Source organism: Oscillibacter sp., from assembly GCF_040505565.1.
Classification (GTDB): Bacteria; Bacillota; Clostridia; order Oscillospirales; family Oscillospiraceae; genus Oscillibacter.
Window position 1 is genome coordinate 49,151 of record NZ_JBEUWZ010000021.1, and the last position, 25,256, is coordinate 74,406.

General features: G+C 56.5%; 23 protein-coding genes and 1 riboswitch. Of the genes, 11 read left to right on the top strand and 12 right to left on the bottom strand.

Features of this window, described 5'->3' with window-relative positions:
• Nucleotides 1-18 precede the first annotated feature (18 nt).
• The 6 genes from ABWQ15_RS11065 to ABWQ15_RS11090 all read right to left on the bottom strand — a co-directional run bounded on the left by ABWQ15_RS11065 (nucleotide 19) and on the right by ABWQ15_RS11090 (nucleotide 3,926).
• Nucleotides 19-447: a hypothetical protein gene (locus ABWQ15_RS11065; RefSeq protein ID WP_353908829.1), complete on the bottom strand. Its 429-nt coding sequence runs from the start codon at nucleotides 445-447 to the stop codon at nucleotides 19-21.
• Nucleotides 440-880 carry a type IV pilus modification PilV family protein gene (locus ABWQ15_RS11070; protein WP_353908830.1) on the bottom strand — a complete coding sequence of 147 codons (441 nt, stop codon included), beginning with the start codon at nucleotides 878-880 and terminating at the stop codon, nucleotides 440-442. The genes ABWQ15_RS11065 and ABWQ15_RS11070 overlap by 8 nt, the downstream gene beginning before the upstream one ends.
• Nucleotides 877-1,377, bottom strand: coding sequence for a DUF4860 domain-containing protein (locus tag ABWQ15_RS11075; protein ID WP_353908831.1), 501 nt, complete (start codon nucleotides 1,375-1,377; stop codon nucleotides 877-879). The genes ABWQ15_RS11070 and ABWQ15_RS11075 overlap by 4 nt, the downstream gene beginning before the upstream one ends.
• Complete coding sequence (locus ABWQ15_RS11080) at nucleotides 1,374-1,700, bottom strand: hypothetical protein (RefSeq protein WP_353908832.1); 327 nt, start codon at nucleotides 1,698-1,700, stop codon at nucleotides 1,374-1,376. The genes ABWQ15_RS11075 and ABWQ15_RS11080 overlap by 4 nt, the downstream gene beginning before the upstream one ends.
• A gap of 4 nt (nucleotides 1,701-1,704) precedes the next feature.
• Nucleotides 1,705-2,748, bottom strand: a complete 1,044-nt coding sequence (locus ABWQ15_RS11085) for a type II secretion system F family protein (protein WP_353908833.1) — start codon at nucleotides 2,746-2,748, stop codon at nucleotides 1,705-1,707.
• Between the two features lie 152 nt (nucleotides 2,749-2,900).
• Nucleotides 2,901-3,926 carry a transglutaminase-like domain-containing protein gene (locus ABWQ15_RS11090; RefSeq protein WP_353908834.1) on the bottom strand — a complete coding sequence of 342 codons (1,026 nt, stop codon included), beginning with the start codon at nucleotides 3,924-3,926 and terminating at the stop codon, nucleotides 2,901-2,903.
• A gap of 237 nt (nucleotides 3,927-4,163) precedes the next feature.
• Between ABWQ15_RS11090 and ABWQ15_RS11095 the strand changes: the two genes are divergently transcribed.
• Nucleotides 4,164-5,369 (top strand): AfsR/SARP family transcriptional regulator, encoded by a 1,206-nt coding sequence (locus ABWQ15_RS11095; protein ID WP_353908835.1) that lies wholly within the window; start codon nucleotides 4,164-4,166, stop codon nucleotides 5,367-5,369.
• A gap of 121 nt (nucleotides 5,370-5,490) precedes the next feature.
• Here ABWQ15_RS11095 and ABWQ15_RS11100 read toward each other — a convergent pair whose 3' ends face one another.
• Nucleotides 5,491-5,757 carry a hypothetical protein gene (locus tag ABWQ15_RS11100; protein WP_353908836.1) on the bottom strand — a complete coding sequence of 89 codons (267 nt, stop codon included), beginning with the start codon at nucleotides 5,755-5,757 and terminating at the stop codon, nucleotides 5,491-5,493.
• Nucleotides 5,758-5,931: 174 nt separating this feature from the next.
• Nucleotides 5,932-7,959, bottom strand: a complete 2,028-nt coding sequence (locus tag ABWQ15_RS11105) for a SpoIIE family protein phosphatase (RefSeq protein ID WP_353908837.1) — start codon at nucleotides 7,957-7,959, stop codon at nucleotides 5,932-5,934.
• Between the two features lie 291 nt (nucleotides 7,960-8,250).
• On the opposite strand from ABWQ15_RS11105, the gene dusB reads away from it, so the two are divergent.
• From dusB to ABWQ15_RS11130, 5 genes are all read left to right on the top strand, one after another.
• The gene (dusB, locus tag ABWQ15_RS11110) at nucleotides 8,251-9,219 is read left to right on the top strand and encodes a tRNA dihydrouridine synthase DusB (protein ID WP_353908838.1); all 969 of its coding nucleotides are present in this window, start codon (nucleotides 8,251-8,253) and stop codon (nucleotides 9,217-9,219) included.
• Nucleotides 9,216-9,818, top strand: coding sequence for an RNA polymerase sigma factor (locus ABWQ15_RS11115; RefSeq protein WP_353908839.1), 603 nt, complete (start codon nucleotides 9,216-9,218; stop codon nucleotides 9,816-9,818). Before dusB ends, ABWQ15_RS11115 begins: the two co-directional genes overlap by 4 nt.
• Nucleotide 9,819: 1 nt before the next feature.
• Nucleotides 9,820-10,740 (top strand): anti-sigma factor family protein, encoded by a 921-nt coding sequence (locus ABWQ15_RS11120; RefSeq protein ID WP_353908840.1) that lies wholly within the window; start codon nucleotides 9,820-9,822, stop codon nucleotides 10,738-10,740.
• Between the two features lie 224 nt (nucleotides 10,741-10,964).
• Entirely contained in the window at nucleotides 10,965-11,495 is a 531-nt protein-coding gene (locus tag ABWQ15_RS11125; protein WP_353908841.1) for a QueT transporter family protein, read from the top strand.
• Between the two features lie 48 nt (nucleotides 11,496-11,543).
• Nucleotides 11,544-12,389, top strand: a complete 846-nt coding sequence (locus ABWQ15_RS11130) for a deoxyribonuclease IV (RefSeq protein WP_353908842.1) — start codon at nucleotides 11,544-11,546, stop codon at nucleotides 12,387-12,389.
• 93 nt (nucleotides 12,390-12,482) lie between these two features.
• On the opposite strand, the gene ABWQ15_RS11135 is transcribed toward ABWQ15_RS11130, so the two are convergent.
• From ABWQ15_RS11135 to ABWQ15_RS11145, 3 genes are all read right to left on the bottom strand, one after another.
• Nucleotides 12,483-17,414, bottom strand: a complete 4,932-nt coding sequence (locus ABWQ15_RS11135; RefSeq protein ID WP_353908843.1) for a MucBP domain-containing protein — start codon at nucleotides 17,412-17,414, stop codon at nucleotides 12,483-12,485.
• Between the two features lie 36 nt (nucleotides 17,415-17,450).
• Nucleotides 17,451-17,536, bottom strand: a riboswitch (cyclic di-GMP riboswitch).
• 35 nt (nucleotides 17,537-17,571) lie between these two features.
• Nucleotides 17,572-18,012: a hypothetical protein gene (locus ABWQ15_RS11140; protein ID WP_353908844.1), complete on the bottom strand. Its 441-nt coding sequence runs from the start codon at nucleotides 18,010-18,012 to the stop codon at nucleotides 17,572-17,574.
• A 220-nt stretch (nucleotides 18,013-18,232) separates the two neighbouring features.
• Entirely contained in the window at nucleotides 18,233-18,667 is a 435-nt protein-coding gene (locus ABWQ15_RS11145) for a hypothetical protein (protein ID WP_353908845.1), read from the bottom strand.
• Nucleotides 18,668-18,845: 178 nt separating this feature from the next.
• Here ABWQ15_RS11145 and ABWQ15_RS11150 point away from each other — a divergent pair, with 178 nt between their 5' ends.
• Complete coding sequence (locus ABWQ15_RS11150) at nucleotides 18,846-19,139, top strand: hypothetical protein (protein ID WP_353908846.1); 294 nt, start codon at nucleotides 18,846-18,848, stop codon at nucleotides 19,137-19,139.
• 92 nt (nucleotides 19,140-19,231) lie between these two features.
• Nucleotides 19,232-21,424: a stage V sporulation T C-terminal domain-containing protein gene (locus ABWQ15_RS11155; protein ID WP_353908847.1), complete on the top strand. Its 2,193-nt coding sequence runs from the start codon at nucleotides 19,232-19,234 to the stop codon at nucleotides 21,422-21,424.
• A 63-nt stretch (nucleotides 21,425-21,487) separates the two neighbouring features.
• Here ABWQ15_RS11155 and ABWQ15_RS11160 read toward each other — a convergent pair whose 3' ends face one another.
• On the bottom strand, nucleotides 21,488-22,531 hold the full coding sequence (locus ABWQ15_RS11160) for a hypothetical protein (protein WP_353908848.1): 1,044 nt from the start codon (nucleotides 22,529-22,531) through the stop codon (nucleotides 21,488-21,490).
• Between the two features lie 179 nt (nucleotides 22,532-22,710).
• Between ABWQ15_RS11160 and ABWQ15_RS11165 the strand changes: the two genes are divergently transcribed.
• From ABWQ15_RS11165 to ABWQ15_RS11175, 3 genes are all read left to right on the top strand, one after another.
• Entirely contained in the window at nucleotides 22,711-23,055 is a 345-nt protein-coding gene (locus tag ABWQ15_RS11165; protein ID WP_353908849.1) for a cupin domain-containing protein, read from the top strand.
• 12 nt (nucleotides 23,056-23,067) lie between these two features.
• On the top strand, nucleotides 23,068-23,421 hold the full coding sequence (locus ABWQ15_RS11170) for an Hpt domain-containing protein (RefSeq protein WP_353908850.1): 354 nt from the start codon (nucleotides 23,068-23,070) through the stop codon (nucleotides 23,419-23,421).
• A 501-nt stretch (nucleotides 23,422-23,922) separates the two neighbouring features.
• On the top strand, nucleotides 23,923-25,212 hold the full coding sequence (locus tag ABWQ15_RS11175) for an ATP-binding protein (RefSeq protein WP_353908851.1): 1,290 nt from the start codon (nucleotides 23,923-23,925) through the stop codon (nucleotides 25,210-25,212).
• Nucleotides 25,213-25,256 lie beyond the last annotated feature (44 nt).

Consider the following 25,256-nt stretch of genomic DNA (forward strand, 5'->3'; position numbering starts at 1 on the left):
GAAATTGTACGGCGCGCTTTAAAACATGACGGCCTCGCCGTCCCAAACCTCAATGCTGTCGTCCGGCGTCCAGTCGGCGGTGGAGACCGCCTTCCAGCGCAGAACCTTCCAGTCCGCTCCCTCCAGACGTACGGATACGGACAACTCCTGCGTCTGCGATATGGGAACGGTATACTCACACAGAGTACCCGCGCCGTCCTTTTCAACCGTCACGCCGTGGGGCGTCTCACCCCGGCGCAGACGGGACAAAATCTCCTCCGCCTGAGCGTCCGCCGCATAATAGGCCGTGACACTTTCCGCCGATGCGCGGCTCAGCCGGTCGTTGTTTTGGGCGGTGGAGAGGCTCAGCATGGCCAGCACCGTCAGGCACAGCACAGCGAAAATGATTAGCAGAGAACTGCCCCCCACCAATGGCGGAGAAAATCGGACTTTCCCGCGCTCACGCATGATTGTCCACCTCCTGCCAAGCCACAGGGAGAGAGGTCAATGTCTCTCCGTCCTCCACGGATACCCGAATCTCCGCTTTCGGCTGCCCCGCATCGGAATCCGGCAGCGCCTCCAAACGGTAAACGGCGTCTTTCGAGCCATCGTCCGATACCTCGTTCCAGTCCCGGTCGTAGAGGACATACCAGACGCCCTGAGACAGCTGACCGCCCAGCCGATCCATGGCGGCGCTCTGGGCCTGTGCCATGTCTCTGCCGCGGCTTTTCATGATCTCCGCCGCGCTTTGGGCCAGTTGTACCGCCCGGTCCCGGGCGGCGGCTGTTTCGGACATCCGGTTGGACGCCGCGAACGCCTGTACGCATAAGGCCGCCGCCAGAGCGAACACCATCACCATCACCAGCTGCTCCATCAACGCCAGAGTGGCTTTGCCTCTCATGCGCCCGCCCCCTCTCCGCTTCGGAGGGACAGAAACGTCTGGTTTGTCTCGCCGCTGGCGTCGGTACACGCCACCTCCACCAGCTTTCCGTCCCAGCCGAATCGCAGACCCCGGGCCTCCAGCACCGGTTCGCCGTCCTCCGGCGCATATACGCCGCCCTCCACGGTAAACAGCTCGCGGATGTAGCCGTCGTAATAATAAATGGCGGTGACGTATTCCTGACCGTCGTGGGTCTCCTTCAAATTCAGCGTGTCGTACCACTGCTTACCGTCCCCGCCGGAAAAGGAGACGGCTCCCGCCTCATCCCCGTGGCGGAGCTTCGCCGCCACATACTGCGCGCCGGTGCGCCACTCCCAGCTTTTCTGGTCCCGGTCGGTCTGGGCGCGATAAGTCTGCGCCCCCGTCAACAGCACCAGCAGTACGCACACAGCGAATACGCCGAAGCTCAAAAGCACAAACAGAGCGTCTATATGATGTTGTTTTCCGTTTCCTCTCATGCGCCCTCGTTTTCTACCACCGTGATATCCGGCATCAGATTTTCCGCAAAAGCCTCGTAGAACACGGTATACCGGCTCTCGTCCACCTGCACTCCGTAGTGCTCCTCCAGATATGCAAGCGTCGGAGGATAAATCCCCTCGCTGGCATAGCAGGTCACCGCCGCGCGGCGCACGGCGTCCTCCAACCGGCCCCGGCCCTCAACGGTGCTGCCGTCCGACAAATTTGAAACCGCCATTGTCAGCGCCAACGCAGCCAACGCCATGCCCGACGGAACCGCCAAGACCCGCAGTGCAGCGGTAAATTTCGTTTTCCCACTTGTCATGCGCTCACCCAATGGCCGACAGGATGTTCAGCAGCGGCAGCATGGCAGAAAGCAGGATGATTCCCACCAGCAGTGATCCCACGATGGTCAGTACCGGCTCCACCCGGCCCACCTGCGTCTGCAATGCCGTTTCTCCGTCGTCGGAGAGGCGGTGGGCAATTTCCTCCATCACCGTATCGGCAGACCCGCTGCGGGCGCCCAGAGCCAGCATCCGGCAGTATACCGGCGGAAAAGCCCCGGTCTCCTTCAGCGCCTCCGCCAGCGGCGCGCCAACCTCCATCTTCGCCCGGCAGTCCTGACACCGCTTTTGAGCGGCGGGAACATCCGCCAGCAGCAATGCCGCCATGTCCAGGGATTCCTCCATGGGAAGGCCGGACCTGAGGCCCATGGACAGCGCCTGCGCCATCCGAGCGGAGGTCAGCTTACCAGTGATGCCTGCGGTGGCGTGTCTCACTTTCCATCTCCGCAAACAGCGATCCCGGAAAGAGTCCGACGCGGCAAAGGCCGCTATGGCCAGCGCTGCCAGCGCCAGCAAAGCGCACAGCACCGGAAGTGCGCCGTCCAGCCAAAGTCCCACCTGAAGCAGTCCTCCGGCCACTCCGGTCATGGACCCGCCCAGAGAGCGAAATACCTGATCGAACACCGGCAACACCTTGGCCAGCAGTACCACGACCACCACCACCATCAACAGCATCAGCAGCGCGGGATAGAGCAGGGCGCTGCGCACCTGCGTCTCCAGTCGGGCGCGGTCGTTATAGTAGCCTGACAGAGCATCCAGCGCCTCCTCCAACCGCCCGGTGCGAAAGCCCACCTCCACCAAGCCCGTCACGTAGGCGGGAAACGCGCCGGAATCCGCCATGGCCCTTGCCAGCGGCGTTCCCCCATCCACGGCTGCGGAGAGAAATTCCACCACCGACCGGTCACCACCGGCAGTCTGGTCCTCCAACATCAGATGGAGTCCATCGTCCGCGCTGATGCCCGCGTGGAGCATCAGTGCTAATTCCATGCACAGGGTTGATATCTGATCGTTGGAAAGTTTGTTCATCATGAAAGCCCCGTTTTCAAAAAATTGATAAGTCCCCGCCGCAGCCCAATCCGCCTCTAAATGACAAAAAATGAAAAAATGGGCTTGCAGCATCTGCAAGCCCATTTTACCGTTTTTTTATTCATTAGTAAAGGTTTTTTCTGGGCAAAATCCGATTAGTAGACATACTTGGCCGTATAGTGAGATCCGTCACCGATGTAGCTCATGATCTCCTTGCTCTGCTTTCCGCTGGAGGCAAAGGTGGGGTCCATCAGTTTCCAGGAAACACCATCAAAGTAAATCGCGCCGTTGACCCAGCCGGTCTCCTCAGAGTAGACGTTGATCCACGCGTGGTAGGCAGTGCCCGCATATCCCACCACCAGCTTGCAGGGAACGCCCTGGCTGCGGAGCATTCCGGCCATCAGTGCGGCATAGTCGAAGCAGATGCCCTTCTTTTGAGCCAGCACCGTATCCAACGCGGGGAGGTAGCCGCTTTTCACCGTGGCGGCCTTTTCCTTGTCATATGTCAAGTTATTCACCACATAGTCATAGACCGCCTGCACCTGATCCACCGTCTCAGCCTTCTTCCCTATCAGCTCTTTGGCCTTGGCAACGGTCTTCGTGGCGTTGGAGTAATCCACATACTGGTTGGGCAGCAGGAACGGAGCAAACTCGTTTTCCAGTGACGCAGTAAAGGTCACAGAGGTGACTGTGGCATATTTGGTACCGGAGACATTCTGAAATACAGTGGCCTTATAGCTGCCACTCCCGTCGGACAGGGAGAACACAGCCCACTTGCCCGCAGTCAGATCGTATGTATAAGTGACGGCACTGGGACCGGTCACCTGCGCTTTCAGCTTCACCGTCGTGGAGCCGGTATACTTGACCATGATGTAGCCGTCGGTGGTATTGGAATAGTCGATCTCCGCCTTATCGGTTTTCTGCACCAGCGTTCCGGAGGCCACCGGCGAAATAGACAGCGGCACCGCCGAAGGCGAGGCCGCCAGCGCCGTCGCCTCATCCAAGATGTTCATCGTTTCCGTTGCCTCGCCGCCTGAAGCCGCTGCGGTTTCTGCACCGGAACTGCCGGAGGCAGCAAAAGAGGAGTCGGACACGCTCTGCATGCCGACACCCGCACCACAGCCCGCCAGCAAAACCGCCGCCAGCAAAACCGCGGTTAATTTTTCGATTATGCATTTCATGATCAATCACTCCCAACGTTCGCCGAGACCCATCAGCCCTTTTATTCAACATAATTGTAGCAGGGTCAGTCACAAAAGTAAAGTATTTTCCAGCTTTTTCATTCTATTTTTCAATATTTTGGTAACCCGGTAAAGGTAACAGTTGCATAAAGGACAGCAGTGTGCTATATTTCACATATATTAGTACTACAAAGTCTGTGAAGCTCTGTCAGATTTAGGTTGACAGGAGGTGGCCGCGTGGAGGATGAATATCCGTCCATTTTGAAAATTCAAATGCTGGGAGGATTTTCGCTGTCCTGGAACGGTCGGGAGATCACAGACAGTGACAATCGCTCTCGAAAGGTATGGCTTCTGCTGGCCTATATGATCTGCTGCCGGAGCCACTCCATTCCGCAAAACGAACTGTTTGGCCTTCTGTGGGGCGACGAGGGCACAACGAATCCCATCAATGCCTTGAAGACCATGTTCCACCGGGTTCGCACCATGCTGGATGGGCTGGGCGGCGGCGCGGGCCACACACTGATCGTCCGCCGTGAGGGAAGCTATACCTGGAACGAAGCAATCTCCATTTCTGTGGATGTAGAGGAATTTGAGGCTCTGTGCCAATCCGCTGCGGCGCAGACGGACCCACAGGCACTGCTGAAGTTGTGTCTGGATGCGTTGGAGCTGTATCGGGGCGATTTTCTGCAAAGGCTGTCATCCGAGCCCTGGGTCATTCCCCAGAGTACTTACTTCCACAATCTCTACCTGCGGACACTTCGTTCCGTTCTGCCTCTGCTTCGGGAACAGCAGCGCCAGTCCGATATCGTAGCGCTGTGCAATCGGGCGGTTCTTGTGGAACCTTATGACGAGGGTTTGTATCAGTTTCTGATGCGGGCACAGCTGGATCTGGAAGATCAGCAGGGCGTCATCAGGACTTACGAGGCCATGAGTGAACTGCTCTACGCCAACTTCGGGATCATGCCCGCCGATGAGAGTAAAGCGATCTATCGGGAAGCCATCCGTACCGTCAATGAGCGATCCATGAATCTGGGGCTTCTGCGGGAACAGCTGGAGGAAACCAGTGTCACCAGCGGCGCGCTGCTGTGCGATTATGACTTCTTCCGCATCATCTATCAGGCGGAAGCCCGCGCCGTGGCCCGCAACGGAGATGCTGTTCACATCGCCTTACTTTCCGCCGTTGGAGACGAGTCAAAGCCGCTGTCCCGCCGCAGTTTGGACTGCTGTATGGACAATCTTCAGGATGTGATCGTGGAAAATCTCCGAAAGGGCGACGTGGTATCCCGATGCAGCGTCTCCCAGTACATTTTGATGCTGCCTCAGGCCAATTACGAGAACAGCTGCATGGTCTGTGACCGAATCATCCGGGCCTTTGCACGGCAGTATCCCCACTCTCCTGCCACACTGAGCTACACAGTGCAGCCGCTGGTTCCCAACACCTGATTTTTGTAACCGCGCCAACCTCCGCAGGCAAATATGACTATGCGGCAGCGAACTTGTTTTCAGCCGCGCGGAAACGAGGTATTTTCGGTAATCCGAAAATACCTCGTTTGATCTTACGCTGTCACAGCACAGACACCAGCAGCCACACCAGCGCACAAACCCCCGCGCCGGTCAGGGCCCAAAGCACCGGGGGCAGCTGATTGATCCGCTTTTGCAGCCCTGCGCCGCCGGTGTATTCCTGCGCCACCCGGCGGGCTTCCTCCACCAGTTCTCTGGCTGAGACGCCTTCTCCCGCCGCGTCGTTGCGCACAATAAAGATTGCCTGTTCAAAATATTTTCTGTCCGGCGAGTCCACAACCACAACCCGTCTGGAAATTCCCTTGACCATTGCGTTCCACTCCTTTTCTCCGCTGATCCCGCAACTCGGGACCGCAAATTATCCAGACTCATTTTGACACCCGCAGGAAAAAATTATACCCTGCGTCGGAAAAGATTTTCGGTGTCTGGAAACCGCCCGCTCAAAAAAAGTCGGAGGCCGAGTCAGGCCTCCGACTTTTTCTGTTCACACTTTTTTTGTCTCCTCCGGCGGAAGGTACAAAACCTGCACGCCGCAGTCGTCTGTCAGACCGTTTTGCTTCTCTGCCTCGCGCAAAATCAGGTTTGCCAGCTGCTGGGGGTCCGTACCGCTCCAGCCCGCCAGCAGATTTTGAAGCCACTCGTCATGGCCGCTGTCGGCGGTTCCGTCACTGATGAGAACGACGAAGGTCTCCGGCTCCAGACTTACATGCGTCACGTCCGGTCCGGCGGGGGCCGGCTTCAGTCCCGCAGGCAGCGCGGCGCCGGTAATTCGCCGCACTCTTCCGAAACGCTTGATGTACGTGGGCGCTGCACCGTATTTGTAAAGCGCAGCCTCCCCGCTTTCCAGACGCAGCGTCAGAAGATCAATGGTGGAAAAACTGCCGGTCTCCTGGCCCCGGAGAGACATGGCCGCGTTCATGGTGTTCAGCGCGGCCTCCGCCTCCACCCCTGCCTCCAAAAATTGGCGGAGCAGGCGGCAGGTCAGGGCGGATTCCCGCCGGGCGGCCTCGCCGCTACCCATACCGTCGGAGAGGAGCAGACACAAAAGGCCGTCGTCCGTCTCAAAGGAGGCCAGCGTGTCACCGCAAGCAGACTCTCCCTGCTTGGGCTTAATGGCAGCGCCGATCCGATAATCCCGGCGGGCTCCGGAGGTTGGGACGGCCTCCAGATTTGCCGCCGTGGCGGTCAGCAGATCGCTGAGCCGGGCATACTGCCCCTTCGCGTCCTGCCGGGTCTCTTCCATCCGGCGGCGGTATTGCTTTCTCAGGAGATAGGCGGACAGCTCGCCATTGATCGCCGTCAGGAAATCCGGAAGATGGATGCAGCGGGAGGAAAAGTGATTGGGAAAATCCTTTGCCAGAGCCCGGCCACGCTCCAGAAGATACGGTGTAGCGTCGTTCAGGGCGTTGTAGGTCGCGCCGTACTCCTTTTTCCAGCAGAGGTCACACAGCGCACAGCCCCGGCAGACCCGTTCCGCCGCCCGGTCAAAGACAATGGCGGGATTTTCTTCCGTAGACTGAACCACGCCTCGACCCAGACTGTCATACAGGTCCCGAAAAGCCGCCGCCGCCCGGTCCAGCCGCTCCCGCAGGGTGGGCAGCGCTCCGCTTTCGGGCGGTGCAGCCTGCTTGATTCGCTTACCGCCCAGCAGCTTCCGGGGTATCAAGAGAAACAGCGGCACGGCCAGTGCCGCCTCCTCCACGGCGAAAAGGCCCCGGGCCTGCGTCACCGGAGCCAGAGCTGTTAGCTCCGCCAGCAGCCACAGCGCCCCGGCGGAGATGCGGCTGTGCTTCGTCCGAAGTCCCGCAGCGAGTCCGGCGAAGCCGTACCCGGCGGTGAACACCGGTGCGCCTCCGGCACACAGGTCCGCCAGCAGTCCTGCCCACACACCGGTGACGGCCCCGGAGGCCGCCCCCTTTTGCCACGCGGTAAACAACACCAGGCAGGCGATGGCCGTCCGCCCCAGGGAAATTCCCCCAGGGGCTACGTCCGAAAAAGCCAGCAGCAGCGTCACCGCCAGAAATTCCAGTGCCTCCGGCTTTTTCTCCTCCTCCCCGCCTCGGGTCAGGGGCGCGCAGCACCGGGCGGAGACTCCCGCCAGCACCGTGGACAGCAGGCAGGGCGTCAGGTGGTCCATCGGAGAGAGGGATTGCGCCACATAGATTCCCTCCACCGCCAGCGTCATCCCAGCGGCGATCAGCGGCGTGAAAAGAGGCCTGTCCAGCAATTTCAGCCCCCGGAACGCCACCGCCGCCGTATATACCAGAATCGCCACGGCAATGTGGGCGAGGCCGGTGGAAAACTCCAGGAACACCAGTGCTCCCAGAGCCGAACCCGCCAAAGCGCACATGCCGTCAAGTCCGGCGCCGCAGGCCGCTGTAAAGCCCAGTGCAAAGGGTGCACCGCCCCCGGAAATTCGGGCGGCAGTCAGCGCCGCCGCCAGAAAAAAGCGGACGCCGCCGTTCAAAAAACGTACTGTCCGCGCATTGTCCAAAGTAATCTGCCCGTGCATCAGGCTTGTCCCCTCCCTTTTGCGGTTTTCCATTATTTTACATAACAACCTGCGAAAATGCCGTCGGTAAAAGAGAGGTTTCAAAAGTTTTTGTATCGCCGCCTCCATCATCGGCGGATTTTGGGGAGACGCTGCTTCACGTCCTTTGCAAAGGAAACTGAAGGTTTCCCCTTTTCATTTTTTCGAAACTATGGTAAACTATGCGGGTGACAGCACACAAGTTTAAGCGCGTGATCGCGCGGTGTTGCCCAAGGGTTTATTGGGGCGCGCCGCCCACGAAGGAGACCGTTTGTGAAGATTGGGACATTGGAAATTCAATCAAAGCTGGCTCTCGCCCCCATGGCGGGAGTGACGGACGCCTCGTTCCGTCAGATTTGCTCAGAGCTTGGCGCGGGCTATACCTGCACGGAGCTGATATCCTCCAAGGCTCTGTGCTATCAGGATAAGAAGACCCGCGGACTGCTGGCCCCCTTTCCGGGAGAACACCCGTTTGCCGTACAGATCTTCGGCAGTGACCCTGCCTGTATGGCAGAGGCATCTCAGATCGCTGCGGAGCTCTCCGGCGCGGATGTGGTAGATATCAACATGGGCTGTCCCATGGGGAAGATTGCGGGCAACGGGGACGGAGCCGCCCTGATGAAGGACCCGGAACAGGCCGCCCGGGTAGCCGAGGCCGTGGTAAAGGCCAGCCCCGTGCCGGTGACGGCGAAGATTCGCCGGGGCTGGGACATGGGGCATCTGAACGCCGTGGAGGTGGCAAAGCTTCTGGAGCAGGCGGGCATCTCCGCAATCGCGGTCCACGGGCGCACCCGCGCCCAGATGTACGGCGGGCAGGCGGACTGGAACTCCATTAAGGCGGTAAAGGAAGCGGTATGCATTCCGGTCATCGCCAACGGCGACATTTTCAAGCCCGAGGATGCCGTCCAAATTTTGAAGCACACCGGCGCGGATATGGCCATGGTCGGGCGAGGCTGCTTTGGAAACCCCTGGCTGTTTGCCCAAGCGAAGGCGCTGCTTGCGGGATTGCCCATGCCGCCGCTGCCGCCGCTTTCCCAGCGATGCGACACCGTGGTGCGGCAGATCGAGCTATCCGCTGCGGCCCGCGGGGAACGGACGGCGGTGCTGGAGGCCCGGCGGCACTATTGCTGGTATTTGAAGGGCATTTCCCACGCGAATTATTATAAGGAGCAGATCGTCCGCATGAACACGCTGGAGGACGTCTACAATGTGACGAAAGGGATCAAAAGGGATCTGAAATGAATGACATACCGGAACAACAACTGATAAAGGCCGCCCGGGCGGGAGACGCGGACGCCTTTGAAACGCTGGTCCTTCGCTATGAGAAGCGGGTCTACGCGCTTACGCTCCGCATGTGCGGCAACTCTCCGGATGCGCAGGAGGCGGCACAGGAGGCGTTTCTCTCCGCTTGGCAGAGCCTGCCCTTTTTTCGGGGCGAGGCCAGCTTCGCGACATGGCTGTACCGCTTGGCGATGAACGCGTCTGTAGACCTTCTCCGCCGGGAAAAGCGGCAGAAGACCGTTTCGTTGGACGATGGGGAGTTGAATCTGGACATCCCCGACTCCCGCCTCACGCCCCACGAGGAAGCGGAGCGGCATGAGCTTCAGGAGACCATTCAGACAGGGCTGAAGTCCCTGCCGGACGACTACCGGGTGGTGCTGGTTCTGCGGGAGCTGCACCAGCTGAGCTATCAGGAAATTTCAGATGCGCTGGACGTGGACATAGGGACTGTGAAGTCACGAATTAACCGGGGCCGAAAGCGGCTTTGCGAATTTTTGGTGAAAAGCGGGAACTTTTCATTCGCCGCTCCGTCCAAGAAGACAGAGAAGGAGGGGCAGTAACATGAAAATTTGTGAAGAGTATGCGTCCCTTCTGGACCCGTTTATTGACGGAGAGCTGGGCGCGGACGAGGCCACTCGGGTACGGGAGCACCTTGCCTGTTGCCCTGCCTGCGCCGCCTACGCGGGGGATGCCATGGCGATCCGGGCCGCGTTTGATAACATTGATGAAATTGAGGTCCCTGATGGCCTTGCTGACGGCGTGATGGCGGCGATACGAGCCCATGCCGTCCCTCAAAAGAAGAAAAACCAATGGATGAAAGTAGCCGCATCACTGGCGGCCTGCGCCCTCATCGTGTTTACGGCGGTGCGGGTGATGCCCTTTAGCGGTCCCTCCGGCGCGACCGCGCCCTCGTTGGCCTCCGCAGCGGCCGCTCCCTCGTCCTCCTCTGGTACAGCAGGCAGCAGCGCATCCACGGAGATGCAGTCCAGAAACATGGAGAGCAGTCTGGACGCCAAGGTGGATAACGGGCAACTTGCTGCCGGCAGCGAGCCGGACGACGCGCTCACTGGTGCGGGAGCTAGTTCCAATGAGAAAACAACCACCCCCGCCCAGGAGTCCCCAAAGCTGTACAGCATGATTGCCCCCAGCGGCACGCAGGACGCTGCCGGAGGGGGAGGGGCGTCAATAGCATCGGGGAATGGTGCAAGCTCGGGCGAGGACAGCTGGGTGGAATATGATAATGTGGTATTCGCCAGCGTTGTCCAGCTCGCGCCCAGTCAGCAGCTGACCGACCTGCTGAACGGTTACGAGGGCAAGCCTTATTCAAACGTCAACAGCGGCGATACCGGCACCGGTTACGCAATGACCTCCGAGGAGATGGAGACGATCCTGGATAAAATCGACTACTCGCAGGAGCCGACTGTCCATGCGGACAAAACCACAGACCTATGTTGCATCGTCGTCACCGATTCAGGAAAATAAACAATCAGGGGCCGCCAAAATGGGCGGCCCCTTGACTTTTGTCCGTTCGCTGTGCTATACTCCGAAGCGACAGGTGCCATCTCCCTGTCCAAGCGCCGCTTGCGGCGTTCGTTCGGCAACAGGACATTGCCGTTCTCTAAACAAAAAAATGGAGGTCGCGCGCGCCTTTTTGTGCGCGCTGCGTGATTCATGACGGCCTCCGAAATTTAAGGAGGTCTTTTTTTATGTCCAAATCTAAATTCTCCGTCCGGCAGATTGCAATCGCTGGTGTGGTTGGCGCACTGTATGCCGTCCTCAGCTACTTCGCCGCCATTTTCGGCGTGGCCTACGGCCCGGTTCAGTTCCGCTTTTCCGAGGCGCTGTGCGTCCTGCCCTTTCTGTTCCCAGCCACGGCGCCGGGGCTGTTTGTGGGGTGCCTGGTCGCAAATCTGCTGTCGCCTTACGGCGCGCTGGACATTGTGTTTGGCTCCCTTGCAACCCTTCTGGCGGCGGTCCTCACGATGAAGTGCCCCAGCAAATGGCTGGCTCCTCTGCCGCCGGTGCTCTGCAACGCAGGCATCGTGGGCGCGGTCATTGCCTTTGAGCAAACCGGGTTCACCGCCGCGTTCCCGGCGGCGCTGGCTTACAACGCGTTCACGGTGGGTCTGGGCGAGGCCGTGGTGTGCTATATGTTGGGAGGCATCCTGCTGGCGGTTCTATCCAGAGTGCGGTCTCTGCGGCCCATGATGGCGGAGGGCCGGACCGCCGGACTGTGAGGTCTGTATACCTGAGTTCGGGAAATTATCTATGAGAAAGGAGCTCTTATGCTGAAAATCGGTTGTCATCTCTCCTCTTTCAAGGGCTTTTTATCCATGGGGAAAACAGCTGTGGAAATCGGCGCCAACACCTTTCAGTTTTTCACCCGCAATCCCCGCGGCGGCGCAGCGAAGCCGCTGGACGAGGCGGATATTTCCGCCTACCGCACCTTTGCCGTGGAACACGGTCTGTTCCCCATTCTGGCTCATGCGCCCTATACCCTGAACTGCTGCGCGGCCGACCCCGGCCTTCGGGAGTTTGCCAGAAACACGATGGCGGACGATCTCGCCCGACTGGAACATCTCCCCGGCAGTCTTTATAACTTCCACCCCGGCAGTCACGTGAAGCAGGGTGCGGACGCCGGCGTCGCTCTGATCGCAGAGGCGCTGAACGCGGTCCTGGTCCCCGGGCAGTCCACCACGGTGCTCCTTGAGACCATGGCGGGCAAGGGCAGTGAGGTGGGCCGCACCTTTGAAGAGCTGCAATCCGTGATCGACCGGGTGGAACACCCGGAGCTGCTGGGCGTGTGCCTGGATACCTGCCACGTATACGACGGCGGGTATGATCTGGTAAATGATTTGGACGGCGTACTGAACTCCTTTGACCGGACCGTGGGCCTGAACCGCCTGCGGGCCATCCATCTAAACGACAGCAAGAATCCCTTTGCCAGCCATAAGGACCGCCACGAGAAGATCGGCGAGGGCAGCATCGGTCTTTCCGCCTTCACCGCCATCATCAACCACCCGCGGCTGCGAAGCCTCCCCTTCTATCTGGAAACGCCCCAGGAGGACGTGAGCGGCTACGGTCGAGAGATTGCCCTGCTGAAAAGCAGATTTTTAGAGACCGGAGATTGAAAGCCGCAGGAGACTATCTGAACAGCGCATATAAAGCAACACAAGGGGCCGGGCATATTGCCCGGCCCCTTGCCGTTTGTTTCCGTTTTCGGATCAGTTCTGTGAGCCGTCCTCGTCTCTGCGTTTTCTTCCCATCAGGGAAACCCAAACCAGGCCGATTCCGGACGCACCGGCCGCCAGGACCCACAGGATCAGGTTATCCCCGGTCTTTGCGGGAGTAGCTGCCAGCGGGGTCTCCTCATCGGGGATCTCCGTCTGAGGAACATCGCCATCGGGAATCGTCGTGGTAGTTCCGGGAGTGGGACTCAGCGGGGTGGGATTGTTGGAAATCACGACGGGGGGATCATATTCATCGTCGTGGCCGCCACCGCCGCTATAGGGAGTATAGTTATAGTGGACTTCAATGATATTCTTGGACGAATCTGTGCCTATTGCAACATAAACAATCTTATCAATGGAATACCCACTGGGCGACAGGGCCAACATCCAATTAATATTTTCCAGCGTCCGGGAAACTATCTCCTGATTTAGCACAAATCCATAAGGCGCGGTGCCGGTGACATTCATGCCTTGAGTGGGAGCGATTTCAGTATTACTATGATCATTGTAATATTTAACTGTGAATTCATAGCTGTTCAGCGTGTAATAGACCTTCAGTGTCTTGGTCTCCGCGCCGTTCAGGGTCCCGGTCATCTCGTCGCTCTTGACTTGAGTGTATTGGCTGTGTGCTGCGCCCCATGCTGCTACGGTGGAGCTCAGATCATAGGGATCGCTCTCCTTGTAGTTATTGCTGCTGCTACCCAGAGTTTCAAGATCTTTCCATCCCTCTCCGTCAGCTTCTACCAGAATATATTGAATGTTGACGGCTGCATCGGCTTTTGGACCGTAGTAATAGGTCACGGCTACGGCCCCGCCCTTGGTTGCCGTGCCAGTAACGACAGGTCCGCTCACCAGCTTGTAATTGGAAGGCATCGCAGTGCCCGTCAGGGCAGCAGTTGTATAATCGTTACCCACATTCAGGGTCTGCTGCTTGCCGGTATTGGCAATCTCACTGCCGGTGACGTTATCGATGTGCTTTTCAACGAACGTATAAGTGTCGCGGGTAAAGTATACGTTGACTGTCACATCTCCATTTCCAATATTTGTGGGAATAGAATCCATGCTGTCATAGGAGTATTTCTCAATCGACTTGCCGGAGGTATAGTCGTCAGCGACACTAATAGGATCACCGGCATAGAAGCCGCCAATTTCTTTAGACTCGACGCCCTCAATCGAATTTCCTGTAGCTTTATCCAGATAGTTGATCGTTACTTTGTACTGCGTATCCTGTGCATAAACCACAGTCAAAGTCACATCGTGTCCAGGCATTGTACCGGCTACGGTGCTGCCGTTTAGCGTCGCGTCGACGTCATTTTCCTGCAGAGCGTCCACATGGTAGTGAGGTACCGCGGGAGAACTCACAGAATACGGCGTGCTGTACTTGCAATTCTGGCTGAAATCCAGACTGTTGCCGTTGTTGTCTTGTACCGGTGTCTGATCCTGATAAACATAGTGAACAATTAATCCAAAGGATTTTGCCTGATAGTTGCACTTGATGACGTTACCCGTTGTGCCAATCGTGCAGCCTTCAGCACTCACGAACTCACCGCAGCCGGTTCCGCCATAATAGCTGTCCAGCGCAGAGCTGCCCAGCGCATAGGTCCCTGCGCCATCGAGAGTCGTCGTGGAGTCAGCAATCACGGTTCCATAACGCAGGGAAGCGGGGGTGGGTGTCGTTTCACTGATCATCACGTTCTTATCCAGATCCCAGTGCTGGACCGTATAAGAATACGAATTTGCCTCTGCGGTCCAGTTGCCATACAGATACACCGGCGTCGTGGTCACTGAGGTGTCAAAACTATAGCGTGTGGTATCATCAAACGTGGTGGAACTGGTGTACCATCCGTCGAAGTGATAGGTCACGGCATCCGTGCTGTAAGCAGAAGCATCGACGGCAGGCTGCGTCGCTTGCTGTCCGTAAGTCAGGGTCTGGGGGAGCGGTGCAGATGCTGTGCCGGGGATATTATCGCCGCCGACGAAGCCAAAGTTCACCGTGTACTGAAGCTGTGTCCAAGTGCCGTACAGGAGTACATCACTGGAGATGGCAGTATCGAAATTATAGTCGCTATACACATAGGGGGCTTCTTTGGTACCATCGCCGGTACGGGTCTGCCAGCCGGAAAAGCTCCAGCCGTTGGGAACGGTGGTGCCGGGAGCAGCTACCTTCTCGCCGAACCAGATGTCCCCTTGTTCGGTCGGCGCAATCACACCTTCGGGCGCCGTATTAGTAAAGTTGAAGTTCGCGGTATAGGGCGTTGCGTCGTAGTACAAATTTACCGTCACATCACCGCTCACGGGATACTCTCCCAATTTGGAGGCGTCATCCGCCTTAAGGGTATAACCGTTGATGTCTCGGGACGCAACCGTATAGCTGTCTCCGCTGTTCTTAGCAGAAATGTCGCTGGGAGATACCAGCTCATAGCCACTACGAGTCTGCTTGTAGTGGTTCACCGTCACCTGGAAAAGGTCGTTATTCAGCAGAACTCTTACCGTGGAATTCTGCGCCAGATTACCACTGACAGCCGCGGAACCATCTGCCAGCGTCTCCTTATAGTTGGGGACATCCACCTGGCTGGAAGTCAGGTCATAGGCGGTGTTATATGACATGCTCTGCTTGGGAACCTTGACGAACACGTTATCATAGTCTGTGCCGTTTGCCGCGGTATAAGACTCCGCGAAAGTCCCCAGGTTCCAGCCGGCGTCATAGGCAGCCACAGCCTGTTCTTTGGCGGCGGTAATCTCATCTTCTGAAGCGTCCCCAGCATATTCCGCATTGTTGGCAGCCGCTTCGCGCCCCGCCAGGAACTCATCCAGCTTTGCCTGCTCGCTGAACTGGTAGATCATGTCCAGGTTATAGGACTTTGCGGTCCAGGAGCCGGTGATGGAGATGATGCACGGATCACCCTGCGTACCGGAGCCGGTTGTGGTGATGGTTCCGTCAATGGTGAAGTTTCCTGTACTCCAACCGGAGAAATTGTAGTGCTCATCGGACATCGCCGGCTGCACGGTCACAGGGTCTCCCAAGCGGTACGTCGTTCCATCGACAGGAGCAGCCACGCCTTCCGGGGACGACGAGCCGGTAAAGCTGTAGTGCACCTGATAATAGTTCTTCTCGTAGTAAACGTTAATCACCGTAGGGCCACTAATTGTGCCGATGACCGTGGCATTCGCACCGTTTACCAGATGATACCCGTCCACATCGGGAGAAGGAACGGAGTAGGAGGGGTTACTGACTGGAATGGATGTCACATAGTCATTCACACCTGCTATAGAATTCCCGGTATCGGCATCATAGTAGTGGATGGTCAGGGGATAAGCGGTCTCATAGTAATAGCAGATAACCTTGCCGTTGTTGGCGGCGTTAACGGTAATGCTATCCCCGATTGCGATGCCGGCGTCATCTTTCCGGTTCACAAAGGAAGTATAGCCGCTGCCGATGGTCTTCTGGTAATCAGCGGAAGTCAGATCCAGTTCGGTTCCGTCCAGCTTCGAAACAGTGCCCTGCAAACCCGTCTGTTCAACTCCGTCTACAAAGTATTTCAATGTGACGGAATAAACGTCCGCCTTCACCTTGGGCACATCGAAATTGACGGTAACAGCGTCATGGGAAACCGTGGTGCCGCCGCTTGTCTCATTGATCTTAAAAACCAGCTGCGTCGTATCGTTGGTCAAGTTGCCCGCAGGATGGTTTTCCCAGCTGTTGACGTTGTCGTCCAAAGTGACGGCATAGGTCAGCGTGAAGTGCTTCTGGCTGGGGTTCGCGGCAGCCAGCGCCCGCAGATCCCATACAATGCGTGCGCCGTTCATGTCCGTCTTGACAATTGCGGGGTCAGCAGCGCCGTCTCCGGAGAAGGAACCGCCCGCCAAATCCACATAAACGCTCATGGGGTCGTATACGGTCCAGGGATGTGTCTCCAACACGATCTGCGTGCCGATCTGGTTATAAATGATCTGAATGTTCGCGGTGGTTCCCTCGTGGAACTCGTTCACGGCCGTATTGCCGTCGTGGATGGTTTCAGTAGAAGTCTCAATCCACACGGGACCGAGCCAAAAGCCATATTCTTGTACATAGCTGTGGTTCGGATCCAGAACCGCGTTGCTGCCGGTGCCCAGACCCACGGTATAGATCTTGGCGCCGGAATGGTTCTGCTTCAGCCGAGTGGCCTGCTCCTTCGCAGCCGTGACTGACGTCTCGGTATCCGATCCCAAATTGCTCGTGGGGGTATAAGAAATGTTGTTGCTATGTTTATAATAGCGGTTTGCCTCGCCGTCGGACATATAGACCACGTACTGAGCGGAATTGTCTCTTGAGCCGTTCAACATTTGGTCCGCCGCATAAAACCCCGCCTGGCAGTTTGTGTATGAGCCTAAGGAATAAGCCCTCTGCATATCACTCCAGGTCTTCCAAGTGCCTGATCCATTCCGGTAACTGTTCCTAGCTGTAGTTGAGGAGTCGGTCCAGTCTCGAATCATGGCGTAAGTTTCGCCGTATCCAACAATGGCAATGCGGTTGTGATTGGGATTGCCGTTTCCAAGCATTGCATCAATAAAGCTGTCCGACGCGGCAGTCAGGCTTGCCCACCTGGCGCCGTCCATACTTTTGGACATGTCGAACACCATTACAATGTCCGCGCCGACCGTCTGAGTGGTGTTGATGGTCTTGTCGGGGGCAACCTGAACATCCAGTGTGATGTTATACTGATTTGGGTTCGCGGTGGCCTCAATCGTCTTATGCAGCTCGACAGCCCAATCGCCGGATGTCACCGGGTTGCCATCGGCGTCGTAGCAGGTAACTTCACCCTGATGGGTAATATTGCTAACGACTCCGTCGCCCTCGTCGGCGAATGCCATTGTCGGCAGCAGGCTGAACATCAGCACCAGCGTCATCATTAGGGACAAAACTCTCTTTTTTGTTATTTTTGCCATCATTTCGTTCTCCTTTCAAATTGTGAGATCGAAATACGTGGCGGCCGGGCAGGCGTGGCGTCTCCGCTTTAGCTCCCGTGCTTTGCGTCCCGGGGTTTTCCACCGGTTTGCCTTTTCAGTAATTTCCTCTTCTTCTGATTCTCCCTCGAGTGTTAACTTATGAGCTTGCCCGGAGTTTCCCGCTTTGCATACTCGCGGAAATCGCGCTGTCCATCAGAAAGACCAATTCCAGCGCGCTGCGGAAACTCTCCTCCTTTCCCCTCTCCAGCCATGTGACGCAGCCCTGCCAGCTGGCGTTCTGCCGGAACAGGATCTTGACGGTGAAGGTAGCCAGCTTTCCCCGCCGCTCTCCGTCCCCGGAGACGGCGTCCAGCGGCCCCGCCGCCGGGGCGAATTCCCTTCTCGCGGTGAAGGACTGGGGAAACTTCATTTCGTCCAGCAGGCTTTCCATCCTGAGGAGGAACTGCATCAGGCTTTCAAAAGCTTCCCCGCCGTCCAGAGACGCGTTGTAGACTCTGCCGCGCGGCTCGCTCTCCTGGTAGGAGTCGATGCATACGATTGTTGTCCGATACTCATTGCCGGTCATTTTACCTGGCATCCACAAATCCTCCTCTCTTTGTTCTGGACTGAGTATAGCACACACCGGTTACAGAACTGGTTATATTTTCAAATTTTACTTTCAGACATCTTGTAAAATTTTTCCCCCTATTTTCTATATTTTTTTAGCTATTTTATCCATATTATATCCACGGCGGCGGCTCCATAAACCCAGGCACAGCGTGCCGGCGGCGTTTATGGAGCGCTATGTATTTTTCTGTCTATTCTCTAAGCCGCGCTTTCAAAATACTCACCAGTTGCTTTTGGACCGGCAGCCACTGATATTTTGGGTACAGCCGCAGGTATAGCGCCAACAGCGGCTCTGCATCGGAGGCATCCAGCCTCTCCGCCAAGTTCAGCGCCGCGCCGTGAACTGCCAGCAGCATCCAATATGCCAACTTATTTTCCTGCTGTTCAACCGGCATCTTAAATATGTACTCCAGAATCTCCCGTGTCTCAGCAGAGGAGATTCCTTCCCGCGCCGCCGCGTCCAGCCTGGTTTTTACGATGTCCGCAAAAACACCATGGCAGGGATCGGTCTTGGGACCTGCCGAACCGAAGATGCCCTCGCCTAGCTTTCTGTTGCGGTTTAGCTGAATCGTCTTCTCCACATAATCCTCGTAAATTTCCTGTATCTCTGCAAAATACTTCGCCATCAGACCCATCTCCCTTTTCAAATCGCCGCGCACACAGCGCGGCGATTGCAGATACAATTTTACAATTATATCATGCGATCTCATATCCATGCAACGTCCCATGCGTAGTCATTTGTTTCTTTGACCCGTGTATAATTTTCTTGATTTAGCAGACTTTACCTGTGGAGGAGATGAGTCTGTGGAATTTTCCGTATCAGAGCAGCAAAAGACCGTTGAGGTTTGGTTAACCCATGCTGAGCAAGACGATACCGCTCTAAGGGCAGACCTGAAAGCACGTTGCCAGCGTTATTACCGAAGCGGGTACTTTGTCGCCGTTTTTTTCTCAGGTTCCAAAGACCTTACGCAGCAGACCCGGGACCTGCTGAATGATAACTGCAAACGGCAAGCAGAGCTGGATATCCAAACAGCCGGGTTGTCAAAAGCCCTAAAAAGATTGCCGTCGGCAGCATCGAGTCGATCACGGCTCTGTTAATAGACTGCTCTCGGATTCACATTGGCCCCTTGCTTTTTTTCAGCCCGTCGATTACAATGTTATATAGCATCGCTTTATGTGGAGGTATAACAATGTCGGATCACTTCGATATTGCCGGATACTGCCGTATCTCCGTAGACGAGGAGCTGGATCGGGATAATGTCTCCATTGAGAATCAGAAATCCATTCTTGATGATTTTGTTCGCAACAAGTTTCCCAGCAGCACCTTGACCTTTTACGAAGACCGTGACAAGTCCGGCTATACGTTTGAACAGCGGGACGGCTATCAGTCCATGCGGCGGGAGCTGATGAGCCACAGGAAAGGCATTCTTGTAATCAAGGATTTCTCCCGATTTTCCCGTCGAAATTCCCGAGGGCTTGTGGAGCTGGAGGATCTCCGGGATGCAGGCGTCCGCATCATTTCCGTCGGAGACGGAATTGATTTTCCCAACGACGACGACTGGCTGAAAATACAGTTTCAGTTTTTAATTAATGAAATGCCGGTAACGGACACCAGCAAAAAAGTTAAATCCGTCATCAAACGGCGGCAGGAAGACGGCAAATGGATCTGTGCGGCTCCTTATGGTTATGTGATCAACGCGCAGCAGGCATTTGAAGTCGTACCCACAGAAGCCGATCTTGTCCGCCAAATCTTTGCCCGATATATCGACGGATGGGGCTATATGAAGATTGCAAACTACCTGACAAGTCTGGGCATTCCCACGCCCCGGATGTCGGAGTGCAGCCGCAAGGAGGCTGCCGGTGGGGAGTTCCGCCGCAAGGTCAAGTCCGCCTGGAGTATTGCGACCATTCAAGGGATTCTGGACAACGATTTTTATATTGGAACGCTGCGGCAGGGAAAGTACACCCGCAAGAAGATCAACGGCTCCGACATAAAGCGGGAGATCACGGATCAGTTGGTGTTTGAAAACCATCATCAGCCCATCGTCGAATACCGAACCTTTGCCACCGCGAAGGCTCTGCGGGAAAAGCGCACTTCTTTCAACTACCGAGGTGTAAAAATCAACGACAATGTCTATTCCGGATTTCTATTCTGCGGCGACTGCGGAAGTCCCATGTTTGCGATGAGCCGGAAGGAGCTGAAGCCCGCATATACCTGCGGCACGTATCACCGCCGAGGACTGAAGGGCTGCACCAGCCATCACATCCGTGTGGACAAACTGGATGAGCTTTTGAAGTCCTATCTGCGCCGTGTGCGGGACAATTCCTCCGAGATGCTCAAGCAGCTAAACACCTCTCTCGTAAGCGGGGACGCTGTTATCTTACAGGAGGAGCAGTCCTCCGAGGTTCTTTCCAGACAGCTGGAAGATTTGCAGGAGGAGCTGAAAATCACGAAACGTCAGCGGGTGCGTGACCTGATCAAACATCCGGAGCAGGAGGAGATTCTTGAGCAAACCTACGACGAAATGGAAAGTGATCTCGTCCATCGCATGGAAGGCATCCAAAATCAGATCGCACTGACCTGCAACAAACGCAATACCATCATTCAGGTCAACCGAGCCGCCAAAACCGCGATGGAGGTCTTTGACAATGTTTTAAGCAAGGAACATCTGGAGCGAAACGATCTGGAACTGATCATTCACTCCATCCGGGTCTATACAGATCACATGGAAGTGCAGCTGGCAGCCGATATTGACTCCCTGCTTCGCTGCGGAACACTTCAGGACATGGACGAACCCGCCGTGGCCGCTATGGCAGGGGAGGATTCCACAAATTTTAAGTCAGACATCGCAGATATCTTACATTCCAAGCTAATTCAGTCGGCAACCCGCCGACCGGATAAGGTCTACGATGTCAATGTTATCAATGACGGCGACCCCTTGGAGATTTACACCAGCCGGGACGGCGAGGTAATTTTTAAAAAGTATTCCCTGCTGGGCGGGGTAGAGGACTTCGCAGGACAGCTCTGCGAGTCCGTCAGCAAGTCCACCGGCGCGATCTGCGCCGTTACGGACCGGGATAACATCGTGTCCGTCGCGGGCGGCGGACGAAAGGAACTGCTGGGCAAGCACATCTCCCCGGAGCTGGAAGAGCATCTGGAGTCCCGCAAAGTCTATCAGTTCGAACCCACCCAGCCGCCCATGCCGGTCAGCGACGCCAACGAAAAGTTTCAGGTCCTGCTGGCAGCTCCCATTCTGTCGGAGGGCGATCTGCTGGGGGCGGTCGTATTTGTCGGGCAGGAGCCCGCCATCCCGGTCTCGGAGACAGAGTATAAGCTGGCACAGACCATTGCCTCGTTTATGGGCAAGCACATGGAGAGCTAATCGCAAAAAGATACGCCCGGAAGCAAGCTTTGCTTCCGGGCGTATCTTGTCTTCCGCCATCTTTCAATTCCCCAGCGTGGCCAACCGACGCATTCCGTCCAGATCACCGTCGGTCACCGGAGCGGAAAGGACCCCGCCCATAACGGAGGCTGTCTCTCCCTGAACAGAACACACCTCGCTCAGCGCTGCTGCCAGCGCGGAGCGGAACGGCTGCCCATTCAGGAATTCGTCGCCTGGGCGGGCCGCCAGGACCGTGTCGTAAAATTTCTCCGTGACTCCGATGACGGAGGTCTCCTCAAAAATGCTGCGGGAGCGGTTCAGCCCCGCCCGCCAATGATCCGCAAAATCTATCCGCATATCGGCGGGAAGAACGGCCACGTCGGCACTGCCGTCCGCCAGGGCGGACAGGAGAGACATCCCGCTGTCGCCGGCAGAATTGCTGCGGGACAGATCACCGAGATCGGAGATGGTGTTCCCCTCGTAGTTGTCCGCAAGCCAAACAGAGGCCATGTTTTTCCCGTCCGAGCCGATGATCCATGCAGCCCGATCCAACTCATCCCAGGTGAGGGGAGTTCCCGATGCGGCCCTGGAGGCCAGCTGGCGGCCATAGTCCGACGGCCCCGCCAGAATCAGCATTCGCTGTCCGCCGGCAGCCTTTTCGCTCCAGCTTGTCTCCACGCCCAGCCACTCTGCCGTGTCCCCGCTGTCGGGCAGGGCGGTCCGCACACCTGCCGTCAGCAGCGGCACCGCGTCTCCACCCACTTCCACAAAGGAATCACCGGGCAGCACCGCCAGATCCACACCGCCCTCGTCCAGTGCCTGCGCCGTGGCCGCAGGGGATGCGCCCACGGAGACCTCCACCTTCCCGACCTCCACGCCCTGGTCCGCCAAAGCAGACTTCAGTTCGTCCGGCAGCGTTTGCAGCACCGCCAGCAGCACAGAGGCAGAGGAAGCTTCCCTGCGCGTCAGTTCCAGCCGCAGAGTCTCCAGTTTCAACGGTTCGGAGGAAGATGTGGATGAGGAGGGCGGCGCCTCAGTCCGCTGTCCGCAGGCGGACAGCGCCGAAAGCAGCATAAGCGCTGCCAGCGCAAATGCAATTTTTCTCATGGCAGCCCCTTTCCAGTAAATGATGGTCACATTTTCTTTGCGAGGGTAGACATTCCTGCGCAGTCTTGCTATAATAACCACAAAGATAAATACACGAGCGTCTCTTACACGTTGATTGTATCACCGGATACCGTCGTATGCAAGCTGACAGTTTAAAGGAAGAATAGGAGGATATTCAGATGTATCAGGTTTCTGCAAATTGTGCCCGCGGGGAAAAGCAGGTGGCCGGAGGAAAGGGCCTCGTACATATGAAAGTGCTGGCAAAGCCGGAGCAAATGTACCACAGCGCCCGGCTGTTCAACCAAATCTCGCTGGACCCCGGCTGCTCTATCGGGTATCACGCCCATGAGCATGAGACAGAGTTTTATTACATTCTCAGCGGCGAGGCCGTATTTAATGACAACGGCACGGAAGTGATCCTCCACGCCGGGGACATCACCGAAACTGGCTACGGTCAGTCCCACGGCATGGAAAATCGCAGCAATGCTCCGGTGGAGCTGATTGCCCTGATTGTCACTGAGTAAGGCAGCGTTCTTATGAGCGAGTTGACTGACAGGCTCCGCGCCGCGGGCGCGGACATGGACGGCGCCATGAACCGGTTGGTAAACGACGAGGAGCTTTACGCCACTTGTTTTAGCTACTTTATGGACGACCCATTCTTTGCCGCGTTGGGCGCCGCGCTGAATTCAGAGGACTATGCCGCCGCGTTTGAGGCCGCTCATTCACTGAAGGGTGTCGCCGGTAATCTGGGCCTGACTCGGCTGTATCAGCTGTGCGGCGGGTTGGTGGAACCCCTGCGCCACGGACAGCCGGGAGACGCCCCGCTGTCGGAGCTGTATGAGGCCCTGATCGAGGAGCGGGACGCTCTGACGCTTCTGGCGGGAAAGTGAATGCGGCGATAGCTTGAGAAGTTAAAATGGCTTTTGCGGCGCTTTGAAACCGGGAAACCAACAGTATCGGAAATTTACCCGAAAATCCGGGAACTTTTCAGGCAACTGTACGGATTGGAAAGAGCGGATCTTTCCAGTCCGTTTTTATGCTTTGAAACGGTCTTGCGTAAGCGCCTTATACGAATTTGCACGGTACGGAATTTAGCTCGTTACATGAGTAAATAGATTTGTCATCATTTTACTTATTCTGTTACTTTTCACAAAAAGGCATGTGATATTCCCTCAGCCTTTATGCAATTTATGTGCGGATAAGCCGAAAAGTCATTTGACTTTTCGGCTTATCATGCTATAATTGAAAATATGACAAGTTTCTTTCTGTCCATGCCCGTTCCGGCTCCTTTCGGAGTCGGAGCGGGCGCGGTCTGTGACGGGCACATCGTACGTCCTCGCAGTCATACGTTGTGTCCGGATCTGTTGATTTAAAAAAAGGAAGTGGCTCGAATGGTTCGTTCTGCATACGAGTATCTAAAAAAATGGAAGGCGCGAAGCACCCGCCGGCCCTTGATTCTGAGGGGACCGGCCCGGGTTGGAAAAACCTGGCTGCTACGTGAATTCGGCAAAAAGGAATATGAGAGTTCCGTCTATATTGACTTTGTGAACAACGAGCAGATAGTCGGTCTTTTCTCCGGGTCCCCCTCGGTGGAGCAGATCATTATCGGATTAGAGCTTTATGCCGGGCATAAGATTGACCCGGCGGTCACTCTGCTGATTTTTGACGAGATTCAGTTCGTTCCCCAGGCGCTTGCCTGTCTGAAGCTTTTCAGCAAAGATGCGCCCCAGTATCATATTCTCTGCGGTAGCAGCGGGCTTGATTCGGCCCTGCGACAAGGCGCATTCTTTCCGGCGGAATGGGTGGAGGTCTTTGATCTGCACCCGATGTCCTTCTTTGAGTTTCTTTCAGCCATCGGAAAGGATGAATACGTCACGCTGCTGCGGGAACACCGCTACGACCTGACGCCCAATTTCAGGCAGGACTATATACGTCTTTTAAAATACTATTTCTTTGTTGGCGGCATGCCCGAGGCAGTGAAGACATTTGCGGCAGACCGGGACTTTTCGGCTGCCCGGGAAGCCCAGCATCACATTCTGGCCATCTATGAGCAGGATTTTGCAAAATATGCGCCCAACGAGGCTCTGCCCCGTATCCGCATGCTCTGGAACAGCATTCCTCAGCAGTTAAACCGGGAAAACCGAAAATTTGTTTTCGGGCTGATGAAGGAAGGGGCGCGGGCACGAGAGTTTGAGCCCGCCCTGGCCTGGCTGACAGACAACGGTCTTGTCCGGGACATTCATCGGGCCGCGGTTCCGGAATCTCCGCTGGAAGCCAGTGAGGACCCCCGATCGTTCAAGCTGTTCTTGCCGGATGTGGGTCTGCTGAGCTGCCTGATGGGTCTGCAGCAGAATATGCTGCTGGACAATAACGCGGTGTTCAAGGCATACCATGGAGCCCTGACGGAGCAGTATGTCCTGCAGCAGTTGGATTCTCTGAACCAGATGGTGATCTGCTACTGGGTCGCCCCGCGCGGTACGGCGGAGGTGGAATTTCTGGTGGATAACTGCATGGATGCCATTCCTGTGGAAGTTACTGCGGCGCAGAACCTCCAGTCCAAGAAACTGAAGGTCTTCCGTGAGAAATTCGAGCCAAAGCAGTCGATCCGGACATCGCTGGAGAACTATCGCCGGGAGCCGGGACTTTTGAATCTGCCTCTGTGGGCAATCGAAACTCTGTAAACACTGAAGCGCGCACCTCTGCGGTCCCGCAGGACCGCAGAGGT

What these genes read in the sequence shown, in the direction of transcription:
- ABWQ15_RS11065 (WP_353908829.1), bottom strand. Translation starts at nt 447, where the DNA reads ATGCGTGAGCGCGGGAAAGTCCGATTTTCTCCGCCATTGGTGGGGGGC.
- ABWQ15_RS11070 (WP_353908830.1), bottom strand. Translation starts at nt 880, where the DNA reads ATGAGAGGCAAAGCCACTCTGGCGTTGATGGAGCAGCTGGTGATGGTG.
- ABWQ15_RS11075 (WP_353908831.1), bottom strand. Translation starts at nt 1,377, where the DNA reads ATGAGAGGAAACGGAAAACAACATCATATAGACGCTCTGTTTGTGCTT.
- ABWQ15_RS11080 (WP_353908832.1), bottom strand. Translation starts at nt 1,700, where the DNA reads ATGACAAGTGGGAAAACGAAATTTACCGCTGCACTGCGGGTCTTGGCG.
- ABWQ15_RS11085 (WP_353908833.1), bottom strand. Translation starts at nt 2,748, where the DNA reads ATGATGAACAAACTTTCCAACGATCAGATATCAACCCTGTGCATGGAA.
- ABWQ15_RS11090 (WP_353908834.1), bottom strand. Translation starts at nt 3,926, where the DNA reads ATGAAATGCATAATCGAAAAATTAACCGCGGTTTTGCTGGCGGCGGTT.
- ABWQ15_RS11100 (WP_353908836.1), bottom strand. Translation starts at nt 5,757, where the DNA reads ATGGTCAAGGGAATTTCCAGACGGGTTGTGGTTGTGGACTCGCCGGAC.
- ABWQ15_RS11105 (WP_353908837.1), bottom strand. Translation starts at nt 7,959, where the DNA reads ATGCACGGGCAGATTACTTTGGACAATGCGCGGACAGTACGTTTTTTG.
- ABWQ15_RS11115 (WP_353908839.1), top strand. Translation starts at nt 9,216, where the DNA reads ATGAATGACATACCGGAACAACAACTGATAAAGGCCGCCCGGGCGGGA.
- ABWQ15_RS11120 (WP_353908840.1), top strand. Translation starts at nt 9,820, where the DNA reads ATGAAAATTTGTGAAGAGTATGCGTCCCTTCTGGACCCGTTTATTGAC.
- ABWQ15_RS11125 (WP_353908841.1), top strand. Translation starts at nt 10,965, where the DNA reads ATGTCCAAATCTAAATTCTCCGTCCGGCAGATTGCAATCGCTGGTGTG.
- ABWQ15_RS11130 (WP_353908842.1), top strand. Translation starts at nt 11,544, where the DNA reads ATGCTGAAAATCGGTTGTCATCTCTCCTCTTTCAAGGGCTTTTTATCC.
- ABWQ15_RS11135 (WP_353908843.1), bottom strand. Translation starts at nt 17,414, where the DNA reads ATGGCAAAAATAACAAAAAAGAGAGTTTTGTCCCTAATGATGACGCTG.
- ABWQ15_RS11140 (WP_353908844.1), bottom strand. Translation starts at nt 18,012, where the DNA reads ATGCCAGGTAAAATGACCGGCAATGAGTATCGGACAACAATCGTATGC.
- ABWQ15_RS11145 (WP_353908845.1), bottom strand. Translation starts at nt 18,667, where the DNA reads ATGGCGAAGTATTTTGCAGAGATACAGGAAATTTACGAGGATTATGTG.
- ABWQ15_RS11155 (WP_353908847.1), top strand. Translation starts at nt 19,232, where the DNA reads ATGTCGGATCACTTCGATATTGCCGGATACTGCCGTATCTCCGTAGAC.
- ABWQ15_RS11160 (WP_353908848.1), bottom strand. Translation starts at nt 22,531, where the DNA reads ATGAGAAAAATTGCATTTGCGCTGGCAGCGCTTATGCTGCTTTCGGCG.
- ABWQ15_RS11165 (WP_353908849.1), top strand. Translation starts at nt 22,711, where the DNA reads ATGTATCAGGTTTCTGCAAATTGTGCCCGCGGGGAAAAGCAGGTGGCC.
- ABWQ15_RS11170 (WP_353908850.1), top strand. Translation starts at nt 23,068, where the DNA reads ATGAGCGAGTTGACTGACAGGCTCCGCGCCGCGGGCGCGGACATGGAC.
- ABWQ15_RS11175 (WP_353908851.1), top strand. Translation starts at nt 23,923, where the DNA reads ATGGTTCGTTCTGCATACGAGTATCTAAAAAAATGGAAGGCGCGAAGC.